7 protein-coding genes are annotated in these 18036 nt (G+C 43.1%); all 7 read right to left on the bottom strand.

Features of this window, described 5'->3' with window-relative positions; all coding sequences use genetic code 11:
* Position 1: 1 nt before the first annotated feature.
* On the bottom strand, positions 2-3400 hold the full coding sequence (locus tag MgSA37_RS16950) for a VCBS repeat-containing protein (RefSeq protein WP_197706016.1): 3399 nt from the start codon (positions 3398-3400) through the stop codon (positions 2-4).
* A gap of 30 nt (positions 3401-3430) precedes the next feature.
* Positions 3431-5254 (bottom strand): glycoside hydrolase family 35 protein, encoded by a 1824-nt coding sequence (locus tag MgSA37_RS16955; RefSeq protein ID WP_096353570.1) that lies wholly within the window; start codon positions 5252-5254, stop codon positions 3431-3433.
* Between the two features lie 31 nt (positions 5255-5285).
* The gene (locus tag MgSA37_RS16960; RefSeq protein WP_096353572.1) at positions 5286-6791 is read right to left on the bottom strand and encodes a glycoside hydrolase; all 1506 of its coding nucleotides are present in this window, start codon (positions 6789-6791) and stop codon (positions 5286-5288) included.
* 93 nt (positions 6792-6884) lie between these two features.
* Positions 6885-8306 (bottom strand): RICIN domain-containing protein, encoded by a 1422-nt coding sequence (locus MgSA37_RS16965; RefSeq protein ID WP_172885335.1) that lies wholly within the window; start codon positions 8304-8306, stop codon positions 6885-6887.
* Between the two features lie 172 nt (positions 8307-8478).
* Complete coding sequence (locus MgSA37_RS16970) at positions 8479-10161, bottom strand: RagB/SusD family nutrient uptake outer membrane protein (protein WP_096353575.1); 1683 nt, start codon at positions 10159-10161, stop codon at positions 8479-8481.
* Between the two features lie 11 nt (positions 10162-10172).
* Positions 10173-13364 (bottom strand): SusC/RagA family TonB-linked outer membrane protein, encoded by a 3192-nt coding sequence (locus tag MgSA37_RS16975; protein WP_096353576.1) that lies wholly within the window; start codon positions 13362-13364, stop codon positions 10173-10175.
* Between the two features lie 278 nt (positions 13365-13642).
* Positions 13643-17764: a hybrid sensor histidine kinase/response regulator gene (locus MgSA37_RS16980; RefSeq protein WP_172885336.1), complete on the bottom strand. Its 4122-nt coding sequence runs from the start codon at positions 17762-17764 to the stop codon at positions 13643-13645.
* Between the last annotated feature and the right edge of the window lie 272 nt (positions 17765-18036).

The following is an 18036-nucleotide window of genomic DNA, read 5'->3' on the forward strand; positions in this document are numbered from 1 at the left end:
GTTAATTCGTTTTATATTTGTAAGCCTTTATGCCGTTTTGATTAATACTGAAAAGCAGCGTATTATCTACCTGCAACACGCTTCTAACGTCGCCCTGTAGTTTGAAACCGCTTTGTTGCTGGGAGATATAGGAATAATGCCCATTGCCATCGCCTTTTAGCAGCACCCCGTAATTTGCATCATATTTGCCAAAGCGGATGCGCGTATTTTTAATATTGCCGCATAGCAGTAAGTCATCCTTCCCATCGTGATCGTAATCCAGCATAGTGATTGTATAAACCGGTGAATACTGCGCCTGCAAAGGCAATGGCGCTTCATGCAGCTGACCTTTTGCATTACTTATAAAACAAGCGGTAGAAAGATAGTTGGCCGAAAGGTGCTTTGCCCCTTTCATCTCATCCGGGGTGAATACCTGGTCGAGGGTGGCATCGGCATAGCTTTTATAATCAGGAAAACGGCCGCGCATCATGCTGATTTGGTCTAACAGTTCGTCGCGGGTTACAAAAGGGTAGCTTTTATCCTGTATGTAAAAACATAGTATAGGGTCCACAGAGCCGTTATCATCAAAATCCTTATAATACATTTCTACGGGTTCGTTATCAGAGGCTTTGCATTGCGAATTCAATCCCAGGTTGCCGGCAATGATGTCCGGATGCCCATCGTGATTGATATCACTTACCTGCAAACAATTCCACCAGCCGGAATACTTTTTGTCAAAATATTTAGTGGTTGCATCCACAAGCTTTCCATTTGTATTTTCAAAAACGGTTATAGGCATCCATTCCCCAACAACAACAAGGTCGGGCTTTTTGTCGCCATTCATATCCACCCAGGCAGCGTCTGTTACCATCCCAATATTTTTAAGTGAAGGATTATATCGCGTGGTTTGATCGGTAAAGTGCCCTTTACCATCGTTGATCAGGATATAGCTTTCGGGAGTTTCAGGATAGCGGCCGGGTATCACCCTTCCTCCAACAAACAAATCAGTATAGCCATCCCCGTTTATATCGGCCACTTTAACACAGCTTTTACTGCTTAACATTTTGGGCAAAGCATTTTTCGATTTAACAAAGTTTCCTTTGCCATCGTTAATGTACAGCCTGTCCTGGAACAAAGGGTCGTCAGGCGTAAAATCGCCATATCCACCTGAGCAAACATACAGATCAGGCTTGCCATCGCCGTTGGCATCAAAAAATATCGCTGCGGCATCGGTACTTGCTTTATCTGACTCAAAGGCAGCTTCTGTTTTCAACACAAAGCCCCCTCCTTTCTGACCGATATATAAACTGCCCGCTTTACCGTTTTCGCCGCCCAGGTAGATATCTTCCACCCCATCGCCATTTACATCTCCTTTTACCATACACGGACCCGAAAAGGAAAGCGGGTTTACCAGTAGCGGTTGCCGCTTAAAATCATTGATCGTGTTCGCAGGTTCATGATAAGCAATAGGTGACTTCACTTCTTTAAATAATGGCTTTTCTTCCTTTGTTTGTGTATTGGCGACAAAAGCAGCATCCTTTTCATCTAATACGATTTGCTGATCGGCCTTTACCTTTTGCAGTAATTGCGTTTTACCGCGCTGCCAGATTACCCGGAGGGAGTCGATCTGCCTATCCTTCCCCAAACCGAAATGCAGGATAGGTGATACGCTGGATTGGTAGCCCCTTGTAGGCATCTGCTCTAAATACTGCTTTTTACCGCCTGCGTAAATCAACACCTTTGCACCTATGCCCTGCGTGTTTTTATCAGCCCCTTTAAGATTTATCGCCAGGTACCGGTTATCATTTTGTTTGCGGGCCTCGTTCTTGTAAATAAAGGCCGGCTGATTAATGTTGTTTACGACAAGGTCCAGGGCGCCATCGTTATCAAGGTCGGCATAGGCGGCACCGTTGCTGTTTGATGATTGGGTAATGCCCCAATTGGCACTCGTATTGGTAAAGGTTAAATCACCATTGTTCCTGAAAAAATAGCTTTTTACCTGGGATGACGGAATCTGGCTGACAATATTTAACAAATCCTGGCGCATTACCCTCCTGTCGCGTAAATTATCGCCCATGTATTTTATAAAATCCATGTTGGTATAGTCGCGGGTAAAGCCATTGCTAATAAAAACATCTTTCCAGCCATCATTATCATAATCAGCAAACAAAGGCGCCCAGCTCCAGTCGGTATTTGAGATCCCGGCCAGCTGGCCAATCTCGCTGAAGGTGTTATTTTTATTATTGATGTGCAGCATATTACGCATGTACTGATAATAAAATCCCACTTTTACGTTCAACGCAAACGACTCGTAGTTATCGGCACCAAATAATAGCTTTTGCCTTTTATTACCTTCGGGGAGCATATCAAGGGTAAAAATATCCGGAGACAAGTCGTTATTAATATCGGTAATATCATTTCCCATTGAGTAAAAAGAGGTATGCCCCACCTGTTTTTGCAGTTCATCTGTGAACGTGCCATTGCCCCTGTTTATATACAACCTGTCGGGCACGCTGTAATCGTTTGAAATATAAATATCCGGCCAGCCGTCGCCGTTAATATCCGCTACCCCTGCAGCCAAACCATAAGATAAGGAGGTATTGACGATTCCAGCCTCTTTAGTAACATCATGAAAATGGCCGTTATCATTTCTCAACAATCGTATGCCGGCTTCATCATCATGATTAGCCATTAAATTTTTAACAGATATGTCATCCAAAACACTTATGCGCTGCGGGTTATGGTTCACCAATAACAGGTCCAGGTCTCCATCGCGGTCGTAATCAAAAAAGTAGGCTTGCGTACTGTATGACGGGAAATCGAGGCCATAATCTGCCGCCATTTCTTTAAAATGAGGAATGCCATCGCTATCATTACCCTGGTTAATAAATAGCTGGTTAATCCGCTTTTCCGGCCTTATTTTACCCGAATAACATACATAAATGTCCAGTTTACCATCGCCGTTGATGTCAACAAAAGTCACCCCCGTTTTCCATGGCCCCGGGCGACCGGCTACGCCGGCAATATCGGTAATATCCTTAAACTGCATGTGCCCCTGGTTCAGGTACAATTTATTATTGGTCATGTTGCCGGTAAAGTAAATGTCCTGCAGGCCATCGCCGTTTAAATCGGCAACTGCTACGCCCCCGCCGTTATAAAAGTATTCATACATCAGCACGTTGGTATTCAAACCTTCAGTTAAGGTATTGCTGAAATCAACATGGGTTTGTTCCGCAGGCAATAATTTAAATAAAGTATTTGTTGTGTCTGACGTAATATTGTTTGACACAGGTGATTTGCAGCCATAAAACCCCGAACAGGCTATAAGCAACCAAAGGCCGCAACGGAAAAAGAATTGAAACTTCTCTTTACTTGCGCTCCTCAATTGGCAAAAAGCCCCGGGGTATTTGTGTACCATCATTTTATAAATTTCGATTTAGAACAGATCTGCTCATTGCAACTTATCCAGCACCGGTGTCTTACGGCTGCTTATAACGCTTTTTTTACTATTCAACAGCTCAAATACCACGATATCATTTTTCCCTTTTTTTAGCCATTCGCCCGGCAGGTAAAGTGTTTGCTGCGGCCCAACGGCCCAATATCTGCCCAGGTTGTGCCCATTAACCCAAACTACGCCCTTACCCCATTGACTCATGTCGAGGTAAGTATCGGCTGCTTTGAATAAATTAAAAGTTCCCTTTTTAACAATTGGCTGTTCACCCACTGCTTTAGCAGCGTATGAAATGTTATTTACACGGCTAAATGGCAAACTATACATCGCCCAGTTGTAAACCTCTTTGCCGTCAAACTGTACACTTTTGGTTATTCCTTTTTTGTTTTTTAGCAGGTATGGCCCAAAATTGATACGGCCCAGGTTTTCCACTAAAATATCCAGCCTTACTTTGCCTGCCGGTAAGTTTAGCGAAAGGCTATCCTGTTTGTGGCGGCGGTCTAAAACACCCGCCCGTTTGCCATTTACCATTATGACGGCATAATCGCGCAATTCATTGAGCTTGAGCGTACCTGTTTTTCCACCGGTTATAGTACTTCGATATAAAACAAAGCCATAATCCTGGTTCAAATCCTCAAAAGTTAAGGGCGTTTTATTCAATACTGGTTTGGGCAATATGCTTAACAATCCGGCAGCCTGATTTAGCTTAATTAGCGGTATGGCGATGGATGGTTTGGCAGCAGGCACCTTGGGCAGTGTTTGCCCTGCGGGCAAATGTTTGGCAATAGCTTTCCTGAATAACATAAATTTAGGCGTAGCATTACCGGCTTCATCCAGCGGCGCGTCATAATCATAACTGCTGATCTGCGGCTCAAAGGGATCTATATCGTTATAGTTGGCGCCGTTCATAAACCCGCGTGTGGTACCGCCGTGGAACATATACATATTGATAGAAAGACCTGCGGCCAATACGCCATCAAGCCTGGCGGCGTAATTTTCGGGAGGTACGGTATGGTGCTGGGTTCCCCACCAATCGAACCAGGCCGGGTACCATTCCGCAATGAAGAAGGGCCCTTTGCCCTCATGGTTATCTCTGACCATCTTTTTTACTTGTTGCGGGTCATCAATACCATTTATGGCGGGCAGTAAACCTGGCAAATTCCCTTTCGTAAAATCTTTTGCCGGGTCGCAGGTATAAAGCAGGCCATCAAAACCAGCTTCCTTAAACAAGCGTTGGTTAATAGCCAGGTATTCCCTGTCGCTGCCATAGGAGCCATACTCATTTTCAATTTGTACCATCAGGATATTACCACCGTGGTTTATTTGCATGGGCGCCAATTGCCTGCCTACTTCTTTTATGTAAGTTTCATATTCCTTCAGATATTGAGCCTCTTTGCTGCGCACAACCAATCCTTTTTCGTTTTGCAGCCAGTATGGATAGCCGCCAAATTCCCACTCGGCGCACACGTACGGACTCGGCCTTAATATCACCCATAAGCCTTCCTCGCGAGCTATTCTAACAAATTCCGCCACATCATTATTACCGGTGAAATCAAATTTGCCTTTTTGCGGCTCATGCAGGTTCCAGAAAACGTAGGTGCCAATGGTATTTAGCCCCATGGCTTTTGCCATTTTCATGCGTGCACGCCAGGCTTCACGCGGTACACGCGGATAGTGCATCTCGCCTGAGATGATCTGTAAAGGCTTGCCATCCAGCATAAAGGATGAATCACTGAGTGCAAACGTATGGCTTGTTTTTTGGGCTTTAACACCAAAATGAAACAGTAGAATTATTGATAGTGCAACTAGTTTTTTAAAATTCATGAGTTAATTCGTATAATATGATGGGGTAAGCTTATTTTAAAATACCGGTTATTGTAGTTACCGAACCTGGCGCAACTAAAATGCCGTTTTTAGCGCCTGTAATTTTTTCGGCCTTCAGCTCTTCAGTCGACGAAGTCGTATAAGATTTTGTTAATACGAGTTTAGCATCACTTGTATTTAAACTAACCCATACCTTATCCGTATTGTTGTTAATGATGACGGCGGTGAAATTTTTGCCATTTTTAAAGGCTGAAACAAGCAATGGCTTGTTTATTGCTTTTTGGTTGGTTACAGCAGCATAAACTCTTATAGCGCCGGGTCTTACAAACCTGCTATAATTACCCAATGCCCAAAGCATTTTGCTTGGGTAATAATTACCATCCGTTTTATTTTTATCTACGTAGATCAGGCCGTCCTTATAATCATAGGCTGAGATGGCGGTCCACCATTGCCAGGCGGCGGCATTCGCAGTTGTCAGATCTGTATGAATAACCTTGGCCAAATACAAAGCGGCGTCAATACCCAAGTCCCGTTTACTGCCATTGATCTCGCCGGCATTATCGCCCAAAATACAGTATTCGGATTGCCAGAAGTTTAAACCCGGGATAGCAGCAACCGAATCAGCCAGTACGTGGCGCATTTGTATGGCCGTTGTCGCAGGCGAGGTGGTAAAATAACTGTGCCCGGCAACGATTTTGCTCACACTTTGAAGATTGCCTATATAATTGGGTGAACCTGGTTTAAAAAAATCATTTACCTGGTTGCCTTTGCCCGGCCTATCGCCGGCTTTAAATAAATATTGAATGCTCCCGGCCTCGGCTAATAAAATGTGTGATTGGATATGATCTTTAACGAATGCAGAATCAATGGATCGCGCCAGACCAGCTATTTCGGTATTATTATAAGGACAGCCTTCCTGGGTCGCGTCGCTCCAACTCCATTGCGGTTCGTTAAGCGGGCTTATATAATTAAGTTTCACCTTACTAACACGTTCAACACCTTTTACAACTTTGGAAATATAATTTGCAAAAGCGGCATATTGACCAGGCTCGATATTTGTTTTACTGCCGCTGGTATAAGCCTTACCATTTAAGGTAAATTCTATGGGCGGGCTATTGGCAAATCCAAGAAATTGTTTCAGGCCCCTGGCTTTGGCTGCTTTCAAAAACCACACCTGCCCGGCTTGTTTCCTCCAGTCATAACTGCCATCAGCGTTTAAAAACGATTCGGCGCGGCGCCATTCATCTTTTATACCGCTTTGAGCACCCTGCGCGGCACTGCCTGCGCCGATATTAAATCGCCATAACGACAAAGCGATGCCCCTGGGAGAGCCGTTAGCGAGGGTATCATCACTAAAAAGCAGATCAGCAATTTTATTCTTTTTTCCGTCCGGCCATTTGCCGATAAACTGGCAAGACCATGCATCCGAGGCGCCGAAGTTATCGATATGCTGATACGTTTTTGCCAGATCAATATTCACAGAAACCACCGAATCCTGGCCTCTGGCAAACCCGCTGTATAAAACGAACAGCACCATCGATGAAATAACTTTTTAATATTTGTGTTCAGTCTCATTATGCCTAAAATACCCCGGGCATTACAATTTATAAGGCCGGGGCTATAAATATTTTTATTGTTGCACTATGGTCCATTGCTGATTGTTGGCACCACTCCACGTCGATTGAATTAAACCTGCACCACTGGCAGTAGATGCGCCATTCACATCAAGCGCCATCCCGCTGTTACGGTTAATCACTTTATAAACACCTGTTGACACGGAAGTAAGTTGCCATTGCTGATTGCTGGCGCCGCTCCATGGCCATTGAATTATACTGGCTCCACTAGCCGTTGAGGCACTATTTACATCCAGTACATCGCCACTGTTGCGGTTGGTAATTTTATAATAACCGCCGCCATTATCAGTGATTATCCATTGCTGGTTATTCCCTCCGTTTTGTGGCCACTGTATAATTGCTGCGCCGCTCGCTGTAGAGGCGCCGTTAACATCCAACGCATTGCCGCTGTTCACATTAAGGAAACGGTAGTACGCACCTGCATAAAATACATCGGTACCACCTGTACCCACTCCCCAGGCATACTGCAACCGGCTTAACCCGGAAGCATTGGTGGTGGTAACTGTTGGACTGGCGGCGTTACCGCCTAACTGTTGTAAAGCATAAGTATCGCCGTTGCGTATCCCCGGCCAGTAAACCGCACCCATATTTAACGCCCTTACTTCATTGGTTAATCCTTGTATCGAGGCTATATCGGCACTGCCTCCAATTGCGACGGTATAGTTGATCCCGCTATTCATAACGTCGCCAAACTCTGTGAGTATAGCCCTGTTGGCGTAGTTGCCTACATTGGCTTTTAACCTGGCTTCCCATTGTGCGGCAGTAGTAAGGCTGCCGTTACTAAAGAAGGCATAATCATGGATAGACAATAAACATTTGGTAAGTCGGCTGTCGGCTCCTACTCCTGTAAGGTCCTGGGCATAAGATGTGCCATCAACCAAAACATGTGTTTGGGAGGCTGCCGGGTATTTGCTCAGCCAATTTGCACAAATGGCTGTCCAATCGGTAAGTGTATAGCCGTGTGGCTCATTAAATATCTCAAAAAAAACATGAGGGTTACTGCTATACTTATTAACAATGATTTGCCACATGGACCAAAACTGCGCAGTATTATCAATTTGGCCATCTTTTGATGACGCCCCCTCCCAGTAACCCAATATTACATTCATGTTCTTTGCTATGGCCGCGTCAATAACGCCTGTATAGGAAGCCCACCAGCTTGTTGTTACTGTGGGATAGTTAACCGGGATACGAATAGTATTGGCCCCTGTATTGGTTTGTATCCCCGAAAGTATACTATTTGATTTGGAAGTAACAGTGGCGTAGCTGTCTGATGAGGACAATCCGCTTAATACCAAAATCCCATCGCTAAAGTTATCACCATCACACGCCCAATTTACTCCCCGGAGCGAATCAGCAGGAACGGCAGGAAATGTCCCTGGTATTACTACTGTTGTATCCGGGGGTACAGTTACCATATTTTTTTGACTAGCCTCTTTTTTACATCCCGTAATTAAAAGCCCGGTGCAGAAAATAAAAAAAATGACGCGTCTCATGATTTTTTAAAGATTGATTTAAAACCGGACAAAACATGGTCATAAGAAAGCCTGGTGAGCTTTCTTATGACCTGTTGACAATTGTTTATGCCGCTCAGTATCCCGGGTTTTGCTTAAGCTGCCCGTTTGATGCCTGGATCTCGGACAATGGTATAGGTAACCAATACTCCCTGTCGTTAAACGAACGGCTGGCGAGCGCTACCTTTTGCGCATAGAGATAACCGGTTTCGCTACCGCTATTTACAGTGACAGAAGTACCATAAGCCGGAACATTTTCAGTTTGTGAAGCGATCTTCCACCTGCGCACATCATAAAAACGATGTTCTTCAAAAGCAAGCTCAACGCGTCTTTCATACCTGATCGCATTTCGCATATCGCTTTGAGACAATCCCACCAAAGGTGGCATATTTACAGATGTACGCTGCCTAACGCTGTTAATGGCCTGGTAAACACTGGCGTCTGGGCCTGCTGCCTCATTTTGCGCTTCGGCATAGTTTAACAGGATCTCTGCATACCTGAAATAGATCCATGGCTGTGCACCGGCAACGCTCCATGGGTTATCAATCGGATATGCGTCATTCATAAATTTCCTTAAATAGTAACCGGTTAAGCTGGTATTCCAGTTTGATGGCCCCTGGTTGCTATCCTTACCACCGGGTAAATAAACGTCGACAGTACTATTTCTGTAAGGCGCTTTGTTGTAAAGTATAGTGGCATAAAAACGCGGATCGCGGTTAACATAAGGGTTTTGCGCATCATAGCCGGAGGTTGCATCAGTAATCGGCTTACCATTATCCATTTCATAATCGTCTACCAAATTCTGCAGTGGTGTGTTGCCACCCCATCCGTCGTAACCGTTGGGGCCGTTGGCTATTTCCAAACGGGTGTGGGGCGCTGTATTAGGGTAGTATAACCTTTCAAAAATTATTTCATTGCTATTAGGGCTTAAAAATAATTTACTGTATCCTCCCTGATCAAGGCTGTATTTGCCTAAATCCATAACCGCTTTGGCTGCTGCTGCTGCATCGGCCCAGCTACCCACATTATATAACGGGCTTGCTGCGTAAAGTAATAGTCTTGATTTAACTGCTAATGCCGCACCCTTGGTAGCCCGGCCTAAAGCCCAGGTGGAACTGTTATCCAAGGGAAGCTTGGAAGCTGCATCATCCAATTGAGCCGTAGCATAAGCAATTGATGCTGCAAGGGTAGCACGGTTGAAAAGGCTTGGATCCTGTAAATTGCTATTCAGTTCAGTCACCTTATCTCCCATCAATACCACTCCCCCGTAATTACGGATCAGGTCATGATAGCGAAAGGCACGGATAAATTCAAGTTCGCCAATAAGCCTGTTTTTGTGACCTGCACTCAATGGCAGCCCGTTAATAATACTTAAAGCATAATTACATTCGCGGATGCTACGATAGCTGCGCGCCCAGATGGTACCCGCAATACCGGTATTGTCAGCTGCCAGCTGGCCCTGCTGAAGCACCCATGAACCATCGTTATTAGTGTAAATTGATTCATCAGTAACTGAGCTCCACAGGGCATATTCAAAGCCCCGGCCAAAACCCGGAGGCGAACCGTCTCCTTCTTTAGATTGTAATGTAACCCCCAGGTATCGGTTGATCACATAATCTTCAAATAATGAGGTATCCGTAAGGATGGAAGTTCCGGATAGTTTGTCGGTAGGGTTTAGGGTAAGGAAATCTTTTTTACAGGCCGATAGCGCCATGCTTAACAGCAGGAAACAGCCAAATATATATTTTGTCGTTTTCATGTTTTCTCTAATTAAAATTTGACGTTTGCACCTATGTTAATGATTCGCTGTTCAGGATAAAACTGTCCGCTGCCGCTTGTTCCCTCAGGATCATAGTCTTTAACCCTGGTGATGGTGAACAAATTGAAGGCGCTGACAAATACCCTGAGGCCGCTGATGTGTAAACTGCGCAGTGCCGGCGCCGCAAGGTTATAACCCAATTGCACATTTTTTAACCTCAGGAATGAGGCGTCGTTCAACCAGAAAGTGCTGTTGTACAAACCACCGCTTACGGCACTTGAGGCACGGTCAGATACTTTTGGATATGATCCGTTAGGGTTGGTTGGGCTCCAGGCATTATTGGCCCAGCTACTGAAATAGTTACCAATAGTTCCTGATTCTGGCAGTACATACTGGCTCACTTCCGCCTGTCCGGCAAATAACACCGACAGGTCAAAGTTTTTATAGCCTGCATTAAAGTTAAATCCATACACAATCTGCGGAATATTGCCATACTTGCTCCTGGTTTGATCAGCGGCGGTAATCAGGCCATCATTGTTTACATCCGCATAAATAAGGTCGCCGACCTGTGCCCCGGGCACATGCGGTGTATTATCCAGTTGAGATTGAGACCTGAAAATACCAATGGATTTATACAATAAATAAGTATTTAAAGGGTGACCAGTTTGTGCCTGGTAAGGGATTGTTCCGGCAGCCTCATCTATATAAATGATCTTGCTTTTGGCAAAAGTAAAATTACCTGCCAGTCCCCAGGTAAAATTGCCCGGATGGTTATAGCCTAACGTACCTTCAAAACCGCTGCTGTTTACCTTACCTATGTTCTCTGCGGGAACGAGGGGCGTTCCGCCATAAGGGTTAACAATTCCTGATGTACCCGGAAGCGACCCGTTGCGGTATTCAAGAATGTTTGATCGTTTTTGATTGAAATAAATAGCTTCTAAAGTAAAGTTCTTCAGGAAAACCGCGTTAATACCAATATCGGTCTTTTTAGCAGTTTCCCAGGTGATATTAGGGTTGGCTATTTTGGTTAGGTCAATCCCTGATTGTACTGCGGCCCCAGAACCGTTATCTAATACAACATAATTGTTAAATGAATAATTATCAAAATATTGATAAGCGGAGATAATATCATCCCCTAACACGCCATAAGAAGCCCTGATCTTCAGGTCATCAAAAAATTTAACTTTGTCGCTAAACCATTTTTCTTTGGAGATGCGGTAACCTGCGGATACCGATGGGAAGTATCCCCATTGGTGGCCCGGCGCAAAAAGCGATGATCCGTCTGCACGAAACTGCCCCTCAAGCAGGTATTTCTCTTCATAATTATATGCCAGCCTGCTGATCACGCTGCGACGGTTATAATTGTAATTTCCGTTATTGTCGCTGCTGGTGCCGCCGTTAGTAGCATCGCTGGCTGCTGTGCCACCTTCTGAAAGTTCAGGAGTGGTGGGAGTTGGAAAGTCGTTGCGCTGGGCCCAGAAAAAATCGTAGGTATGCTGGCTTTGTTCGTAGGCTACAAAGGCATTGATATTATGCCCTCCAAATTGCCTTACAAAATTCAGTTTAATGTTTGAAGTGATTAATGACTGGTTTAGCTGCGCTTCATAAAGGGAAGCTAAACCATTTGCGCCGCCACCTTCGATGCTGGGGTTATAGGTTTGCGCTGCACTGTTGTAAGTATACACCGTATAAGGAGTATAAAAGCTTTTGGTAAAATTGCCTGATTTATCCGCAGCAAAAAAACCGTCAAGAGATAAGCCTTGTATGCCTGGAATGTCATAACTGGCTTTCAGAATGCCGTTAAAATACTGCGCCGGGTTTTTTGACACACCACCGATATTGGTGACTGCAAGGGCGGGATTAACCTGGTCGATACCGGAAGTTGGCAGCCCGTTTGGATAGTAGGCTGCACTGGTTGGGTACGAGCGATAGATAGTTCGGAAAATGCTTCCCGCCCCAGTTTCAGGATATTGACGATCTTCTTCTCTTCCGGCAAGTGACAACCCTACCTTCAACCTGCTGGTAATGGTTGCGTCGACATTTGCGCGAAAATTGTATTGGTTATATTTTGTGGCGCCGTTTTTATAGATCCCATCCTGGTAAAGTGTTCCAACTGAGGTAAAATATTTTACATCTTCGTTGCCTCCGCTAACGGTCAGATTTTGCTGGTTCTGCATCGCAAAATTCTTTAAAGTAACTTTTTCCCAATTGGTATTCGGATAATTCAGCGGATCTGAGCCATCTTTAAATTTTTGGATCTGGTCAGCACTGTAAACCTGGTTCATACCACCGGACGGTGAATCATAATAACTGATATCGTTTACAATTTGTGCGTAAGTAGCGGCATCAGCCATTTTCGGCAACCGGGTTGGCGAACTAAAGCCCTCGTTAAAGCTATAAGAAACCGATGCTTTACCTGTTTTACCGTGTTTGGTAGTGATCAGGATAACTCCGTTAGCCGCACGGTTACCATATACGGCTGCAGATGCGTCCTTTAGCACGGAAACACTTTCAATATCGTTAGGATCCAAACGTTCCAGACCACCGATTTGCCCGGGGATACCATCCACAACCACAAGCACGTTGTTACTACCCGTAGTTGCTATACCACGTATTAAAATATTTGAACCATCATAGCCAGGTTCACCTGAGGTGTTATTGGCTATAACGCCCGATATACGGCCTGCGAATGAATCGGATACGTTAGGCTGCGGGCTTTTAATGATATCGCCCCCTTTGATAACAGAGATGGAACCGGTTAATGTTGCTTTCTTTTGCGTACCATAACCTACTACAACTACCTCATTTAAATTTCTGGTATCTGGCAGCAGGGTTACATTAATGTTTTTTTGCCCATTTAAAGGCACCTCGTGGCTCAGGTACCCAATATAAGTAAATACCAATGTGGCAGTACCTGCATCAGGAACAACAATGGAAAAGTCGCCGTTAACATCGGTAACAACGCCTGTAGTGGTACCTTTAACAGTAACGGTTACCCCTGTCAATGCTGCGTTTTTCTCATCGGTAACCTTACCTGTAACCCGGGTCTCCATCACCTTCTGCGTTACCTTATTTACATCTGAGGCGTAGGAAGGCTGCACGCAGGTAACCCAGCACGCTGTCGCCAAACATGTAAGCAACAGTAATCTGCCGGGAAATTTTTTCCTTTGGGGGGAATACTTGATTTGTAATTTTGGTTTCATATAATTTGGTTGTTTATAATTTGCTTTTTATAGCTCGCGGCCTTCATAATACCGGGGTCAAAAAAAGAATGATTAGCAGACGTAAAAATCATGCTATACACTTTAATAATTTGATGCCGTAAATAATGGCTTACGATAATTGGTTAATTCGTGAAGCTAAAATGGATCAATTTAAACAGATAAGTGAGGGGTAAACTCTGCAATAAGGCGGGGGTATTTAAGCAAAAAAGTCAAATAAATGTCTATTTAACGGTTTTATCAGATCAGCTAAGGGTTAACTAATCTTCTTTGATAATATTCCTGTTCATATTTTGATCCCTGTGAAACGCATTCCGGTATTTTTTAATATAGTCCGAAGGGTTTAATCCAAACAGTTTACTAAACTGCTCCCTGAAATATTTCAGATCATTTAAACCTACCTTGTAGGCCGTTTCATAAACCGTGCTGTCTGTTTTTAAGAAGATCTCGGCGGCCTTTCTTAAACGGATAAAACGAATAAAGCCATTAGCCGACTGGCCCGAAATGGATTTAATTTTCCGGTAAAGATTAGAGTGGCTCATCCCGATTTCATTCGCCAGGGTTTTAATGCTAAAATCAGGGTCATTAAGATGCTGCTCAACGATGTCTATACATTTTTGCAAAAAGTCTTTATACTCCTGGGATATTTTCAGGTTATTTGGTTTTAAGGTAATTTCATTAAAAAAATAGCGCTGAAGGTTGTTTCTGCTCTTAAGTATACCTTTCACACGCGCCATAAGCATTTCCTTTTCAAACGGTTTGCTGATGTAGTCATCCGCCCCTCCTTCTATCCCTTTGAGTTTAATTTCGGGCGAAGTGATGGCAGTAAGCAATATAACAGGGATATGATTAAGGTCCGGATCATCTTTAATGCGTGCGCAAACCTCAATCCCGCTCAGGCCCGGCATCATCACATCACTAATAACGATATCGGGCATAACTGCCGAAACCATTTTCAGGCCTGACTCGCCGTCATCAGTTTCATAAACAATATAATCAGCCTTAAATATTTGATTTAAATACTCCCTGATCTCTTTATTATCTTCTATGATCAATATAGATTTAAAATCAGAAGACATTGCTGTGGAGCTTGTTGAATTCATTTCCAAAAACACTTGCTGATCGGGAACATCCTCTTCCATCAGCTCCTTAAAAAATACTGAACTGACGGGTGCCTCCTCAATAACGGTTGTTGACTTAAAATGACTCCTGCCTTTTAATAGCTGCACATAAAAAGTTGTGCCCTGCCCTATCTCACTTTGGTAACTTATTTCTCCGCCATGGCGCTCCACGTAATTTTTAACCAGAAATAAGCCTATCCCCAGCCCCCCCGCTGCGGGGCTATTATATTGGTACTCCTGGTAAAATTTATTAAAAAGCTTTTCTCCTGCAGTCTGCATTATTCCGCAACCTGTATCCTCAACCTGTATATGAACGAATTCGGGTGTCTGCGTAATATGCAATTTAATACGCCCGCCTTTTTCAGTGAATTTGATGGCATTAGACAGTAAATTAAAAAGAACGATCTCTATTTTTTCGTGGTCGGCAATTAATTCGATATACTCGTCCTGGCAGACGTATTCAAACTGCAGGTTTTTTACGCCGGCCTGGTGCGAAAAGCATAAGAAAACCTCTTTACTTAAATCAACGATATTAATTTTTGCCAATTTAAGGTCATCAGCTTCCGCATCTGCCTTTCTGAATAACAATAACTGGTCAACCAGGCTTAACAGTCGTTTGGCGTTACGATTGATAGTATTGAGGTTTTGCCGGTCCATATCGCTGCCACCAGCATATAAAATATCCTTTAACGGATTAATAATCAAAGTTAATGGCGTCCTGAACTCGTGGGAGATATTGGTAAAAAAAGACAGTTTCTTTTCATGGAGCTCTTTTTCTTTTTCACTTTCAATATGGGCCAGCTTAATCTCATACTTTAATTTTGCCTGCCTGTTATTATAAACAATATAACCATATACGGCCGCTACAAATAACGAAATGTATATGAGGCAGGCCCACCAGGTAAGGTACCAGGGAGGAGTAATAACTATTGTTAATGATCTTCCGCTATTATTCCATACGCCATCATTATTTGAAGCTTTTACCCGAAACGTATAAGTACCCGGATTTAAATTTGTGTAGGTTGCCTTGCGCTGCGGCCCAACGTAGTTCCATCTTTTGTCAAACCCGTCAAGTTTGTAGGCATAGTTATTCTTTTCGGTGTGGGTATAATTCAGCGCCACAAATTCAATTGAAAAAACGCTTTGATCGTAATTCAGCACAATCTCTTTTGCATTTTGAATAGGCTCTTTTAGTACACTGTTAGCACCGGGTACAACCGATTTATTAAAGATCTGGAAGTCGGAAAAATAAACCGGGGGCGCCTGCTTATTGTAATTAATATTTAGCGGGTTAAAAGAAACAATCCCCTTATTGCCTGCTAAAAACATTTGATCGTCATTCTGTTTAAATATCGCGGAGCTGGCAAACACGCCATCGTCTTCGTCAAAATTCTCAATTTTCATGGTCCCGGGGTTTAAACTGGAAACTCCTGTTTCCGTTATCACCCACAAATTGCCATTATTATCTTCCGTTATTCGTTTAAACACGTTGCTGGCAAAACCATCTTTTGTTGAATAGGTTAAAAATGAGTTGCTGCTTCTAACATATTTATTTAAGCCATCCTGTGTACATACCCAAACATTTTTATGGGAATCTAAAAAAATATCATGGATTGTATTACTGCTTATCGTTGCGCCTTTTTTTCCGTTGGCCTGGTAGTTGGTAAACCTGTGTGTAACCTGGTCAAAACGATCTAAACCGCCGCCCTGCGTTCCGATCCAGATTTTATTGTCCGCATCTTTTAACAAACAGTAGAGATGGTTATTGCTTAGCGAATAGGGCTTGTCCTTTTGATTATAATAATGGGTAATTGTATTGGTTTTGCTATGATAAATTTTTAGCCCTGCATCTGTTGCCAGGTAGTACTCATCCAGATTCACTTCCAAAATATCCCGAAATACATCTTCGTTAAAAAGGCTTCCCAAAGTGGAATGATGCGAATGGTGAGTAAATTTGCCGGTTTTATCGTCGTATTCATTAAACCCAAATTCTGTTAACACCCATAACTTCCCTTTAGTGTCCAGGTATAGTTTGTTAATGTCGTTATTCCCAATGCTTAGCGGATCGCCGGAATGTAAAAAAGTGGTCGTTTTGTGATTATTCAACTGTAGTACGGTAAGGCCGTTGTTAGTGCCAATCCAAAGCGAATGGTCTTTAACAATTATACTTTTTACGGCCCGTTTCGTATCAGAAAAAGGGAAAAACGAAAACTTATATTGCTGTTTATCCAGTTTGGTTAACCCTTCCATTGAACACAACCAGATGATGCCGCTTTTGTCCTGAAATAAGCCTGCCTGCTGAAAGCTGGTGAAATTATTAATTTGCTGCCATGAATTATTTAACGAATTAAACCAGAAATATCCCTCATTTCCGTCCAGCAGCATCAGGTGATTGCCCAAATTTAAGATCCTGAAAACGGCATGATTATTATAATAAGGCGATTGAAAAGGGGTGAACGCCTTCGTCTTCATATCAAATCTAAACAAGCCTTCCCAATAAGTGCCCACCCATATTTTCCCATCCTCATCCAAACTAAGCGTCCAAACATCGTTTGGATTTCTATCATTATTCCTTTGTGGTTGGGGGAAATTCAAAAATTTCCTGGTGTGTTTGTTGAACATGTTTAAACCGCCGCTCCAATTCCCCAACCAAAGGTTGTTATTGGCGTCTTCAATAATCGCATTAACAGATTTACCTTTTATGGCGTTAGCATCGCGGGAATCCGGCTGATAAACATCGAAGTTCTGGGTTTTCTCAGTATACTTATTAAAACCGTCGTCTGTACCTACCCATATATTGTTTTCCCTATCGGCCAGTAAACACCAGATTTTATTGTTACTTAACGACCTGGGGGTTCGTTCCTGATGGATAAACCGCTTAAATTTTTCGGTATACGGGTCCAGCAAGTTAAGGCCGTCTAAAGTACCAACCCAAATTCTTCCTCTTTTATCTTCAACTATAACATTGATGTAGTTATTGGTAAGGCTGGTACTATCCCCGGGAATATTTATAAATGTTTTGAACGTATAACCATCGAACCGGCAGAGGCCGTTCTCTGTACCTACCCAAAGGAATCCATTTTTATCCTTAATAACACAGGTAGTGCTATTTGATGGTAGGCCTGAGTTATGGTTATAGGTTTTTATGGCATAATTTTTCAACCCGGGGATATACTTTCCCTGAAGACTGTCTATCTGACCATAACCCGAATGGCTATAGAAAACCGTCATCAAAAAGAAAATAATATTAAGGCTTCTCATATTGAATATATACAACAACAATAATAAACGCATTTAAGGTAACTATTGTCTTTTAATTGATTTTTAGATAATAAATCATCCTACGGGCTGAAATTTAATTATCAGGGTCGGTAAAGAAACAAAAAAAACTGATTAAATATCCCGCAATACCCGACCATTCCATGACGCGCCAAAGTGCAAAAAACATTTTTCAAATTCAGAAAACAAGTGTAGCCAGTGTTTCAATAGCTCTGTATCAGCTAAACCATAGCACTATAGGTTATGCTAAAATA

The sequence above is a fragment of the Mucilaginibacter gotjawali genome (genome assembly GCF_002355435.1).
GTDB lineage: Bacteria > Bacteroidota > Bacteroidia > Sphingobacteriales > Sphingobacteriaceae > Mucilaginibacter > Mucilaginibacter gotjawali.